Below are 12,113 nucleotides of genomic sequence, written 5' to 3'. Positions count from 1 at the left end.
GATTATTCTTGTCCAGGAAGGGATGCTATTCATTCATTGCGGGAGACCATGAATATGAAATAAAGAAAAAAGCTGTTCAATCGAAATTGAACAGCTTCTCTCTTATCTTTTAAGCGAAAATCGCACTGATTTCAGCAATATCATCGATGGTTAATTCAACGTCCAATGCTTTTAAATTACGCAAGACTTGCTCAGGCTTTTTGGACCCGGGTATCAAGACATCTATGGAATGACGTGTTAAATACCAGGCAAGGGCGACGTCCGCAACCTCTGCGTTTTTTCGGTTGGCGATTTCACGAAGCTCCTCGACTTTTTGCAAGTTGCTGGAATAGGCTTGTCCTTGGAAAAGGGGATCTTTAGCTCGCAGGTCGTCAAACTTCGATTCTTCATTATATTTGCCACCAAGCAGGCCGGATGCAAGCGGAAAATAAGGGACAAAGGAAATTTGATTTTCAGCTGTATATGGAAGCAAGTCTTGCTCGGCTCCCCGCTTAAACAGGTTATATTCGGATTGTAAGACGTCGACATAGCCGTCTTTATTAGCTTCTTTTAATTGCTCGAACGAAAAATTCGAGACGCCAATCGCCTTGATTTTTCCGGCATCTTTCAATTCTTTTAAAGCCCCGACAGCCTCATCCTTTGGTGTAGCTTCATCAGGGAAATGAATGTAAAATAAATCAATATAATCAGTCTGGAGCCGCTTTAAACTGAATTCTACAGACTCTCTAAGGAAAGCGGGAGAGTTGTCAATGACCATTTTACCATCCACAAATTTATGGGCACCTTTCGTAGCGAGTACCACTTCCTCGCGTTTGCCGGTATCCTTCAGCACTTCGCCAATCAGTTCCTCCGAGCGTCCGGGCCCGTAAATGTAGGCTGTATCCCAAAAGTTGATGCCTTCTTCAAGAGCCGTCCGCAGGACATCTCTTCCTGTATCTTCATTCAGGTTAGGGAATAGGTTATGTCCACCAATTGCATTCGTACCAAGACCAATCTGATTCACATACAAATTCGTTTTACCAATACGTGTTTGCTTTGACATTTATTGATCATCTCCTCTATCCTTATCATAACAAAAATAGGGTGGAAATTTCCAAAAATAAGCAATAGAAGGCGAGAAAAAAGCAGATGAATCAACGGACTCATCTGCTCCACTTATTTGGTTTCCATGTCTTCGGTGGGTGATGCTTTCCTTGCTTGGCTTAGAATAATGCCAATGACCGTGCCAACCAAGGCTGGTAGGACCCATTCCATTCCATGTTCAGAAAACGGAAGGGCTTCGGTGAATGTTTCCACGAGTCCTAATGGTACATCAAAAGCGCTCAGTCCATCGATCAGGGCAAAGATACCGGTGAAAATCATAGCGCTCCGGTATACTTTTTTTGGATTCTTAAAGTGACGGCTGAAGAACGTCAAAGCGACCAGGACAATTGTTAAAGGGTAGGCCATCACTAGGAAAGGTACGGATACTTTTAAGATTTGATTCAATCCTAGATTGGATAGAGTGAACCCGATTAGCGTAATGAGCAGGACGACCGTTTTGTAGCTGGCCTTAGGAATGAGATTGGAAAAATAATGTCCACAGGCTGTTGTTAATCCTACTACGGATGCGATACAGGCCAATAGGAAGATGATCCCCAAAAGGGTTTTCCCGCCTGTCCCAAGTAATAGGGTAGAAGCGGCGGTCAGGATATCGGTTCCATTTTCATAAGAACCGTTCGCAGCCATGCGTGCTCCCATGAAACCTAAGGATGTATACACAAGAGATAGGAAGATTGCTGTGACCATTCCAGCCTTTATGGTGTACTTAGTCAGCTGCTTACGGTCCGATACCCCTCTCTTTTGGATGGAGGTCAGGATGACAATCCCGAAGGCTAGGGCGGCTAAAGCATCCATCGTGTTATAACCTTCAATGAACCCTTTTGAAAAAGCACCTGTTACGTACGCCTCTGTTGGTGCCTGGAAGGGTGCATCCAGTTTTATAAAGCCAACGATACAAAGGATGACAATAGACCCTAATAGAGTGGGCGTGCTCCAACGGCTCATGATGGTCTCCATTTTTTCAGGATTCATCGATATGGCATAAACAATCAAGAAGAATGCAATCGTGAATAGGAATAAAAAGAGCGATTGGCCTATCGTGTCGCCAAGATAGGGTTTGAATCCCATTTCATAGGCGACGTTAGCATTTCTGGGTATGGCAAGGAAAGGTCCGATGCTTAAATAGATGACGATCATGAAAATCTTGCTGAAAGTTGGGTGCACACGCGACCCAATCGTTTCTGCCCCGCCTTTGACGAGGGAAACGGCGACCAGAACTAGAATCGGGAGTCCGACGCCTGTGACGATAAATCCTGCGATGGCCGGCCAGAAGGAAGTCCCTGATGAGGCTCCCAAAAATGGAGGGAAAATCAGGTTGCCCGCCCCGAAGAACATGGAGAAAAGCATAAGCCCGATAAATAATACGTCTGTTTTTTTCATGATGATGTCTCCTTTTTACGTTCTAGTGAAAATCTCGCCGAATGGACTAACGGGATCATGTGAAAGTATTACTAAGAAAATAAAAAAACGCCCCTACTTAGAGGGACGAGTTGTGTGCTCGCTTTACCACCCATATCCGCGCTTTTTTAAAAGCCACGGCAATCAGTCAACGTACGGTCCATACGGAGCCAATATTATTAAGCTTTGCATGTTGGTTTTTTTGATTCCCATCAAAACCTAGGTTTCATCGTAAGGAGCTATTATAATCTAGAGATAATTTAGCAAATTCAGTATACTAAGTCAATAGGATGAAGTCTTCTTTAGGACAGGATATTAGTCCTAGAGAATCTGGTATGGTTTAAAACGGTTTATGATCAATCGAAAGAATCGTAAAAACTCCCTATTATCTTTCTACCTTCATCTATATTATAATAGAAGTAGAACACTAAAGGAGACAATATGATGTCTGAAAATAAAAAGTTGAGCCTGGCGGATGCTGTCAAGCAGAAATTGGCGCAAAAGCAAGCTGAAACAAGTAAAGATAAACTTGAAACCGGTGTTGTGAAAAAAACAAAACCGCTTAAAAGCCAATTAACTAAAAAGCCCAATAATCAACGTAAGCGCACAGGGGTATAATCCCAATTTGTCAAAGGACAATTACTGTTCAATGCTTATCAGAGAGCAGTATCCTTCATGATCAAAGGTGCTGCTTTTTTTATATTATTTTATTTTTACCATTTTAAGGTAGTGTGTAAACGGGGATTCTGGTAATTTAATGGTATAGGAGAAATCCCTCGCATTGCTTCATATCCTGGTGAAATCCATAAAAGCATATTTTAAGGGAGAGAGTCGATTTGTTAAAAACATTACAAGCCCGGCGGTTTCTGTTTTAAACTTGTAAGAGTTATGACATGTTGTTACCATATTGTTTTGTTAAAATAATAATTTGGAGCTTTGACAGATCATTTTCTTATCTAAAGGAACCTATTGATTTGATCCTTTACTTGAAAATATGAAATATATCGGGGGAATTACGATGGAAGAACAGCTGATTGGCAAAAAGTTCTATGAAACGATGATTGATGACATAAATAAGCATCCGATTCAAGCCTTGGGAGAAATGTTTCTCGTGGAACAAAAAAAGGAAAGATCGGATTTAACCACAATCAGGTTTGCCCAGGGGGAAGTGTACTTCCTGCATCATGACTTTGAGGCGGCCATATTTAAATGGGAGAATATAGAGGGCAATCTTGCTGAATGGGCTAAGAAGAATATTGCTGATGCCTACTTTGAGCTAGAGATGTATTCGACGGCAGAAGATATTTATAAAGCCATTAATACGAGCGAACCTGTATTAAAGACGGAAGTCCTTCTGCAACTGTTTTCACTATACATAGTAGAAACAAGAAATGATCTGGCATCCAAAGTGGTGAAGGAAGCAGTCGATTTCCAACCGGATTATCCAAATGTCACGGAAATTGCGCGTTCCTTCTTTGAAGCGCAAAAGGATTGGAATAGCGCGATAGTTTTAGCGGCCAACGAAAGTATCCGTACGGAGTCAATGGCTTGGTTCGATGTTTTGAAAACATACATCCAGCAGGGCGTTGCACAATCGACGGCTCCGGATTATTTCGCGAACGTGCTTAGATCCTTATATAATCTTGACCAAGATCGTTTTGAGAAAATGACGGTAGCCCTTTGGAAGAACTATAAATATACGGATTCTTACTTTGAATGGCTTAAGGTCATCAATAAATTGATCGATGAAATCGAATTGAACAACGGGGATGTTTGGGATGAGCTTTCCGTCTATTATCGCGATGCCTATGCAGGATTACTAGAAGGTACGCATTTAGTCAAAGAGTTAAGTCCTGTCGTACCAAGACTGTTGGAAAATTGGTTAAAAATCGCTGAAGGGGAGATTTCGTTATTTGCAGCGGCATCTGTCCTTTCCTGGAATGAGATTTTCCCAGATACAGTGAGCGCACTTGTTGTTCAAGATGCAGAAAGTCTGTTAGCGAAATCCCCTAGATTGGGAGGCGGTCTCGAAGCAGGCGAAAAACTGATTCACTCCATCATTCAATGGGCAGAGAGCAATGATCTATTAGTCGGCAATAAGCTGAAATGGATGGTTGAGGGAATTAAGGATATGAGCAATTTCAATCTGCTTCTTGTTGGAAGTGCAGGAAATGGCAAGACATCCTTCATTCAATCGATAGCGGGTGAAAGCATTGCAGCGGAAGACCATTCATCTCTTGTGAGCGTTAAAGATGGCGATGACCTGGAAATCTATGAAATTACCGATACAGATCGTAAAATGGTCGAAGAGTTAACGGAGTTGGATGAAACGCGTCGTCAACGCGGAACGATTGTCGATGTGACACTCATCAGTGATTATTTGAGAAATAATCGCCTGCGTCTACTGGATACTCCAGGATTTAATGGAGAGAAAAGCGTAGACCCTGACTTCCAAAATTACTTACTGGAGAGCGATGGAGTGATGTTCGTTCTGGATGCACGGGCACCTTTCACGGGCAGTGAACGTGATTTGCTATTGGAAATGCAACAAATGGCCCCTAAACTTCCTATTCATTTCTTGCTGAATAAAATGGATACCATCTATAGTGATCAAGTGGCAGTCAGGATGGAAGATGAAACATGGGATAAGGTGAATGCTTATTTCCCGAACGCGAAGGTATTTGCTTTCTCCAAGCTTTATGACAGCAAACAGCAACTGCAGGATCTAGCCGTCTTCCTTCACGCAAACTATCAAGATAGCAATTGGAAGGAAATGAGGGCGGAGAAGCTCCTTGCCTTCACGCGTAAAACTTTATCCTATCTATTAGAAAAACGGGCAGCGAATGAACGGAAATGCGAGCATTCGATTTCTTGGAATGAACAGATGGAAGTGAAGTTGAATGGCGCTACGAATCAGTTGACTGATTTGGAAAAAGAAAAAACCGAAAACATTACAAGATCTTATCGCTTATTAAAAGAAGAAGTGAAAAAACAGCTTTCCACACGAATTCCTGAATTACTGCGTGATTGCTCTAAAACATTATCTGAGAATAGTGACTTTAGCCAAGTGCATATACAGTTGAATCAGGAAATGAACGATCGGATCCAGGCATTTATATCCGATAAAATCATGCCGCAGTATTTCCGCTCGCTTCAAGACTGGATTGCTACATCTGAGTTAGAATTCACGCAAAGCCAACAGTTCATGGATGAGATGAGCGCAGGCTTCAATGAGCTATACAAAGAAGAACGTATTGTACTGGCCGGGGACTTCCGGGTCTTGGATGACTGGCGCCGTGATGCGGACCGGATGACAAGCAGCATCCGAATAGAAAATGTAAACATATTACTAAGAAGGACCCCATCTCAGTTGATTCTTAAGGGAGCCGGGAAGCTATTTGGTGCGATTCCGCAAAATAAAGCGAATATGTACAATCGATATAAGAAGTTCTTGGAAAATGAAGACTTCCAGGATGTTGCCGATATGATCAGTGACAGATTCCTTACTCAGTTTGGATTGTTCGAAAAATCCTTGGAACGTGACATATCCCTGTTCTACCGCAGTCCATTTGCCATCCTTGAAAAAAATATCGAACAGACGAAAGCCGAAATCAAAGAACAGCAGGCTACATTGGAACATATGAGACAAAATCCTGAAGTCTACCGTGATCCGATTACCCTGTTCGAAGTGAAACTGCGCCAATTCGAACGCCTTGAAAAAATCGAGAAAAGACGCCTGGCGAAACTGCAAGGAAAATAAAACATTTAAAATATTCTAAAAACTATTGACTTAATGACTATATCCCTATAAAGTGGTACTTACCATAACGAAACGTAACACATTATATTCTCTTATCAAGAGTGGCGGAGGGACTGGCCCTACGATGCCCAGCAACCGTTCCAATTAGGAATTGGTGCTAAATCCTGCAAAACAGAAATGTTTTGACAGATAAGAGAGGGATAAGTCTGCAAACCAGCTGATTAAACCTCTCTATTTTAGAGAGGTTTTTATTTTGTGTTTATGCCGAGCTAACAGATAAGAATAATGTAAAAAATAGGGGGAATTAAAATGGGAAAATCAATTTTAAAAGGAGCTTTCGTTTCAGTCATCGCTTCGGCGTTGCTTTTGACGGGGTGTTCTTCGGGACAAAGTACAGGGGAAGCGAAAAAAGAGGAAAAGGTATCTTTTGAAAATGTTCCAGAGCGATTTGCGAAAGGCGAGGGAGCTAAAATTAAAGTCATTCGTAAAATTGGCGGCGATGATCACACGGCCCAATACTTAGCAGGGGCGCAAGAAGAAGGAGAAGCACTTGGCTTCCAAGTAGATACTTTTACGGCCAATGGCGATACGGCTAAATTCCATGACGCCATCGCTCAGGCTCTGGAGGAAGACTATGATGGCTATATCATTTCCCATGGTGATGATGCAGCGACAGTGAATGACGTACAAAAGTTGGTTGATGCAGGGAAAAGCGTAGTCACATTCGATTCCATCGGCGATTTAACGAAAATTGATGGGGTAACAGTAACCTCACAAGATGACGAAGCATTGGCAACTCTTGCTTTTGACAAATTGATTGAAGAGCAAAAAGGCGAAGCGAACATTGCATACCTTTGGGTAGATGGTTTCCCTCCTATGGTGAGAAGAAATGCCGTGTATCAAGAAAAGCTGAAAGAAAATCCTGGCATTCATGAAATTGAAAGATTCGGAGTGGCATCTTCAGATACTTCGGTCCAGACGCAAAATGCCGTCTCAGCGATGTTGAACAAGTATCCAAAAGGTAAAATAGACGCAATTTTCGCAACCTGGGATGCATTCGCTATCGGAGCAGCTCGTGCGATAAAAGAAGCGGGGCGCGATGAAGTGAAAATCTATGGTATTGACGTGTCCAATGCCGACCTTCAGGAGATTCAAACAAAAGGAAGCTCATGGTCGTATACCGCAGCGGTTGATCCGAAGTTGATTGGTGCAGTGAATATGAGACTGCTAGCGAAAAAACTAGCGGGGGAAGAAACGCCGCAAACCTATGATTTAGAAGCATCATTGATATCTCAAAAACAGCTTCAATCATCGAAGGACGCTGTCAATATGACCAATCTATCCGGCATTGTTCAAGGCTGGGGAGTATCAACGGAATTTGAAGAAGACTGGATGAAAGTATTGAAAGAACATTATAAGAAGTAACGATCAGAATCAGTAGACACTCTCTTTCAAGTTGAAGAGAGTGTCTGTTTAATGGGAGGGATTGGACATGGGCATTCAACTAGAAATGAAACAAATATCGATTGAGTTTCCAGGTGTAAAAGCGCTTAGTGAAGTTGATTTTTCAGTACAGTCGGGAACAGCACATGCATTGGTCGGCGCAAATGGAGCAGGGAAATCGACGCTAATGAAAGTCTTATCAGGAGCTCATGTCCATTATACCGGCGACATTTTTCTAAATGGCCAGGTACAGGATATCCGTTCGCCAAAGTCGGCACAGGAAGCTGGCATTCAAATTGTGTATCAGGAAGTGGATACGGCCCTCATTCCTTATTTAACGGTTGCGGAGAACGTGATGCTGAATGAATCCGTACAGAACATGGGGAGAAAACAAATCATCAAGTGGAAGGAATTACATAGAAAAGCGACGGAAATCTTGGAAGAAATGAACATCCATGTGTCTTCGAAAAAACTGGTAAGGGACCTTACGTTGGCCGAAAAGCAGATGGTCTTGATAGCTAGGGCCGTTTCAACCGCATGTAAATTCTTGATTCTCGATGAGCCGACTGCTCCGTTAAGCCATACGGAAACAACGGAACTATTCCGGATTGTGAATGAGCTGAAGCAACGTGGTGTAGGCATTATTTTCATTTCTCATCGTCTACCCGAGATATTTGAAGTGTGTGAGGACATTACAATCATGAGAAATGGGAAGAGTGTGAGGCGCAGTAGAATCAGTGATATCACACAAAACGAAGTGATTGAGCAGATGCTTGGAAAGTCAATGGAAGAACAGTTTCCCGTCGTGAATGCCGAGATAGGTGCGGTGATGTTTGAAGTGAACCGACTGTCGGATGCCGATAAAGTCAAAGATGTCAGTCTTCATGTGAGGGCCGGTGAGATAGTCGGTTTAGCGGGTCTTGTCGGGGCAGGAAAAACGGAGCTTTGTAAAACGCTTTTCGGCCATACGGCCATTATAACGGGGGAAGTTGTGTTAAAAGGAAGGAAGCTTAGCCTGAAAACGCCCCATCATGCTGTGAAGAGCGGCTTGGCACTAGTCCCCGAAGAACGGAGGAAAGAAGGCGTTCTCGTACAGGAGTCTGTTACTACGAATCTGACTGCTGCAAGTGTCGGGAAATTCAGTAAGGCATTCAGCTTCGTCGATCGCCAGGCAGAAAAGATAAAGGCGAAAGACCTGATAGCCACTCTTGGGATCAAAACTCCTTCAGAGGAAGCGAAGGTCGAAAACCTATCAGGGGGCAATCAGCAAAAGATCGCCATCGGAAAGTGGTTATTGGCTGATGCGGATGTATACATATTCGATGAGCCGACAAAAGGCGTCGACGTCGGGGCCAAGAAGGATATTTTTGAACTGATCGCAAAATTAGCCCAAAAGGGGAAAGCGATTATTTATGCATCGTCCGAATTGGCCGAAATCATAGGAATCACAAACAGGACCTATGTTTTATATGACGGAAGGATGGTCAAGGAGCTAGAGACAAGCAAGACAAATGAAGAAGAACTACTATTCTACTCAACAGGGGGCAAATAGGATGAGTACACCAATTCCGGTTCTTACAGAGAAACCAACAACGCCAGCCAGGAAAAAAGTTGATCTGTTCGAATTCTTTTATAAATATGGAACGATTCTGACGATCATCATCTTGATTGCCGTTTTTGCTATTGCGAATCCATCGTTCATTCAAACGAATAATCTTATTAACATTTTACGTTCCATCTCCATCGTGACAATCATCGCCATAGGGATCACGATTTCCTTGACGGTTGACGGCTTCGATTTGTCAGTTGGCTCCGTTGCCTCATTAGCCAATGCCATCGTCATCTCGATGTTTGTCTGGTTTTCCCAGGATACGTTGATTGCGATAATAGCGGCCATTGGTGCTTCGCTTGTGGTGGGCGCATTGAATTCATTCATGATTGTAAAGTTAAGGATCCCGGACATGCTGATGACATTGGCGACCATGTTCATCATTCAAGGGCTTGCCCTTACTTATACAAAAGGGGCCACGGTTTCACAAAACATGGTGATGCCTGATGGAACATTCGCTACAGGTTTAATCAGCCCATTTTTCGCCAAAATCGGACAAGTGCCTTGGATTATCCTGATCATGGGCGTCATTGTCGTTGCGACTCATATCTTTTTGACCTACACGAAGCATGGCCGTTATATGTACATCATTGGCGGAAATAAGGAGGCGGCTAGACTTTCGGGAATCTCGGTCAATAAATATAAAGTAGTGGCCTATCTTCTGTCGGCGCTGTTCGCTGCTATCGGCGGGATCGTCCTTGCTTCCCGTGTCATGACATCGGAAATCAATTCAGGTTCTCCCTATTTAATGGATGCGGTGGCGGCGGCCTTCATTGGTTCTTCTGTTCTAGGAGCAGGTAAACCGAATGCTTTCGGAACGTTCATCGGGGCCGTTTTGATTGGAATTCTGCAAAATGGGCTAATCATGATGTCGGTCCCATATTATGCAATGGACATCGTGAAAGGCGCAGTTCTCGCCCTTGCCTTGGCTGTGACCTATTATAAACAAAAACACTGAAACATTAAGGACCAGCAGTCGCCATGATTGCTGGTCTTTTGTTTCAGTGTGGCGAATTTTTCATTTGGGCTTGGATAACTTCATTTCATACTGCATATAAATCGTACCGGCCTGTTCTTGTGTAATCTCGAATTTGTTACTCGCCTTTTCCGTGATGGCGTCTTGGGTATTCTGTCCTCCGGTGTTGTATAGTGACTTCATGTAAAGATAAATTTCTTTTTCTTTATCTGAACCGATTGCATCGTTTTCCCCGGGTGCCTGTGAATATCCTTCCGCCACTTGGCTGACCCCTTGCTCGAGGCCGCTTTTTTCAGAGGACTCTTCCGTTGTTGGGCTTGCTTCACTTTCCTCCACGGTTTTTTTACTGGATGGATTTTGCATGCAGCCATACAGTAGACAAAGAGAGCAAGCCAATAGAACAAACTTCATCGCTCTTATCATCCCTACCTCCTTATATGAAAAAAGAAACAGAATCTTCATATATAAGATCCTGTTCTAATAGGGTACTTATTTAAACTTCTGGATTTCACTGTCTCCCTCGAATTTGTTATCCTCCAATATGCCAATCTCCTCAATGTGATTCCGGGCGGCCTCGTCACCTAACCTGTGTATGATCCGGTATAGTTTTTTCATGGCCGCATCATATTTATCATTGGCCCGGTCATGATGGTAGAGAAGATAAGGTACGTGAGAACGGGCAAAAGCTTCAAGATCATCTTTCAGATGATCGTCCAAACATTGCTTTAACTCGGCTAATTCGTCATCATTCGCTTGTATGGTGAAGCTTGGGTTTTCATCTAGTTTCTGTGCCAGAATATCTCCACTCACTAAATCCACATGATACGTCTGCTTTTCTTGACTCATTTATACCACCCCTTCAAGTGTTTAATTATGATGTACCACTATTTGTAAAAAAGTAACCCTAAAAATGAATATCCCATAAAAAAGTCGCTTTCATACATAGATGTCAGATATTTCTTATGAAATAGGGTAAGATAGATTTAGAGATTGATAGGACAACTTAGGACATTTAACAAGGATGGGGAGTGCTACTATGAAGAAATTATCCGTATGTATTTTATTGATGGTATTTATCGTTTCAGGTTGTGCAACGAGGATGTATGACTCAAACATGGAATTGGGGAAAAGCCAACTAAAGGAAGAGAATTATTTAGAAGCACATGAAGCATTTGAGTTGGCTTATGAAGATGATCCCACTGCGGAAGCGAAAGAGCTGATGGAGCTATCAGGCCTACTTTACGATGGAATGAAAAAATATGAAGAACAGGATGTAGAAGGAGCACAGGTCTTTTTCGAAGAGGCAGCCGCATATAAGGCAAAGTTTGAAGAAGGCAAGTTGATGGTTCAAAAGGCTACGGAAATGTTGGTGAAAACGGAAGAAGCCGACGTAGAACCAGTTGAAGAGGAGACGGATTTAGAGGAAACGACGGATGACCAAACGGGGGAGGAATCAGAAGCTATCCCCGAGTCGGAAGCTGAAGATAAACCGGCAGTAGAAACAGAAACGCCGAAGGAAGCACAAGAAGAGGAAAAAGCCGCTAAGGAAGAACCAGCCGAAGAAGGACCGGTTGAAGAGGAGAAGGACCCGGACCAAGGCTTTACAAAAGCGAAAGCGGAGCAGCTGGTGAAGGATTATGTGGATGCCGAAAATAATCCGCATCTACAAATCCAATATGATCACGATGATGAAAAGGGAGACTATATTTTTCAAGTCTTTGAAGTCGTCAATGATAGTAACGAAGGTGGACATACTGCCACGTATGGCTGGTATGGCGTGAATAAGCAGAAAAAAGAAGTGTATGAAGTGATGTAAGGAGGGGCGC

At 42.9% G+C, this 12,113-nt stretch carries 10 protein-coding genes and 1 riboswitch; of the genes, 6 read left to right on the top strand and 4 right to left on the bottom strand.

Annotated elements, in window-relative coordinates:
* Positions 1-109: 109 nt before the first annotated feature.
* Entirely contained in the window at positions 110-1,042 is a 933-nt protein-coding gene (locus ACIQXR_RS10755) for an aldo/keto reductase (RefSeq protein WP_402872073.1), read from the bottom strand.
* A gap of 113 nt (positions 1,043-1,155) precedes the next feature.
* Positions 1,156-2,481: a branched-chain amino acid transport system II carrier protein gene (gene brnQ, locus ACIQXR_RS10750; RefSeq protein WP_402872068.1), complete on the bottom strand. Its 1,326-nt coding sequence runs from the start codon at positions 2,479-2,481 to the stop codon at positions 1,156-1,158.
* Between the two features lie 462 nt (positions 2,482-2,943).
* On the opposite strand from brnQ, the gene ACIQXR_RS10745 reads away from it, so the two are divergent.
* The 5 genes from ACIQXR_RS10745 to ACIQXR_RS10725 all read left to right on the top strand — a co-directional run bounded on the left by ACIQXR_RS10745 (position 2,944) and on the right by ACIQXR_RS10725 (position 10,269).
* Positions 2,944-3,117 (top strand): hypothetical protein, encoded by a 174-nt coding sequence (locus ACIQXR_RS10745; protein WP_402872063.1) that lies wholly within the window; start codon positions 2,944-2,946, stop codon positions 3,115-3,117.
* 400 nt (positions 3,118-3,517) lie between these two features.
* Positions 3,518-6,259, top strand: coding sequence for a GTP-binding protein (locus ACIQXR_RS10740; RefSeq protein ID WP_402872059.1), 2,742 nt, complete (start codon positions 3,518-3,520; stop codon positions 6,257-6,259).
* Between the two features lie 89 nt (positions 6,260-6,348).
* Positions 6,349-6,455, top strand: a riboswitch (SAM riboswitch).
* Positions 6,456-6,568: 113 nt separating this feature from the next.
* Positions 6,569-7,684, top strand: a complete 1,116-nt coding sequence (locus ACIQXR_RS10735; RefSeq protein WP_402872056.1) for a sugar ABC transporter substrate-binding protein — start codon at positions 6,569-6,571, stop codon at positions 7,682-7,684.
* 67 nt (positions 7,685-7,751) lie between these two features.
* A complete protein-coding gene (locus tag ACIQXR_RS10730; protein ID WP_402872053.1) occupies positions 7,752-9,254 on the top strand; it encodes a sugar ABC transporter ATP-binding protein in 1,503 nt (500 codons plus the stop codon).
* A gap of 1 nt (position 9,255) precedes the next feature.
* Entirely contained in the window at positions 9,256-10,269 is a 1,014-nt protein-coding gene (locus ACIQXR_RS10725) for an ABC transporter permease (RefSeq protein WP_402872050.1), read from the top strand.
* Positions 10,270-10,329: 60 nt separating this feature from the next.
* On the opposite strand, the gene ACIQXR_RS10720 is transcribed toward ACIQXR_RS10725, so the two are convergent.
* Complete coding sequence (locus ACIQXR_RS10720; protein ID WP_402872047.1) at positions 10,330-10,710, bottom strand: hypothetical protein; 381 nt, start codon at positions 10,708-10,710, stop codon at positions 10,330-10,332.
* 66 nt (positions 10,711-10,776) lie between these two features.
* Positions 10,777-11,133: a hydrolase gene (locus ACIQXR_RS10715; protein WP_403079991.1), complete on the bottom strand. Its 357-nt coding sequence runs from the start codon at positions 11,131-11,133 to the stop codon at positions 10,777-10,779.
* Between the two features lie 190 nt (positions 11,134-11,323).
* On the opposite strand from ACIQXR_RS10715, the gene ACIQXR_RS10710 reads away from it, so the two are divergent.
* Positions 11,324-12,103, top strand: coding sequence for a COG3014 family protein (locus ACIQXR_RS10710; RefSeq protein WP_403079989.1), 780 nt, complete (start codon positions 11,324-11,326; stop codon positions 12,101-12,103).
* Positions 12,104-12,113 lie beyond the last annotated feature (10 nt).

The organism is Peribacillus sp. NPDC097224 (assembly GCF_044761985.1).
In the GTDB taxonomy this organism is placed as follows: Bacteria; Bacillota; Bacilli; order Bacillales; family DSM-1321; genus Peribacillus.
Note: the sequence above shows the minus strand (reverse complement) of the source record. Positions and strands in the feature narration are given on the sequence as shown.

Coding starts and splice junctions, on each gene's coding strand:
- ACIQXR_RS10755 (WP_402872073.1), bottom strand. CDS start 1,042: ATGTCAAAGCAAACACGTATTGGTAAAACGAATTTGTATGTGAATCAG.
- brnQ (WP_402872068.1), bottom strand. CDS start 2,481: ATGAAAAAAACAGACGTATTATTTATCGGGCTTATGCTTTTCTCCATG.
- ACIQXR_RS10745 (WP_402872063.1), top strand. CDS start 2,944: ATGTCTGAAAATAAAAAGTTGAGCCTGGCGGATGCTGTCAAGCAGAAA.
- ACIQXR_RS10740 (WP_402872059.1), top strand. CDS start 3,518: ATGGAAGAACAGCTGATTGGCAAAAAGTTCTATGAAACGATGATTGAT.
- ACIQXR_RS10735 (WP_402872056.1), top strand. CDS start 6,569: ATGGGAAAATCAATTTTAAAAGGAGCTTTCGTTTCAGTCATCGCTTCG.
- ACIQXR_RS10730 (WP_402872053.1), top strand. CDS start 7,752: ATGGGCATTCAACTAGAAATGAAACAAATATCGATTGAGTTTCCAGGT.
- ACIQXR_RS10725 (WP_402872050.1), top strand. CDS start 9,256: ATGAGTACACCAATTCCGGTTCTTACAGAGAAACCAACAACGCCAGCC.
- ACIQXR_RS10720 (WP_402872047.1), bottom strand. CDS start 10,710: ATGATAAGAGCGATGAAGTTTGTTCTATTGGCTTGCTCTCTTTGTCTA.
- ACIQXR_RS10715 (WP_403079991.1), bottom strand. CDS start 11,133: ATGAGTCAAGAAAAGCAGACGTATCATGTGGATTTAGTGAGTGGAGAT.
- ACIQXR_RS10710 (WP_403079989.1), top strand. CDS start 11,324: ATGAAGAAATTATCCGTATGTATTTTATTGATGGTATTTATCGTTTCA.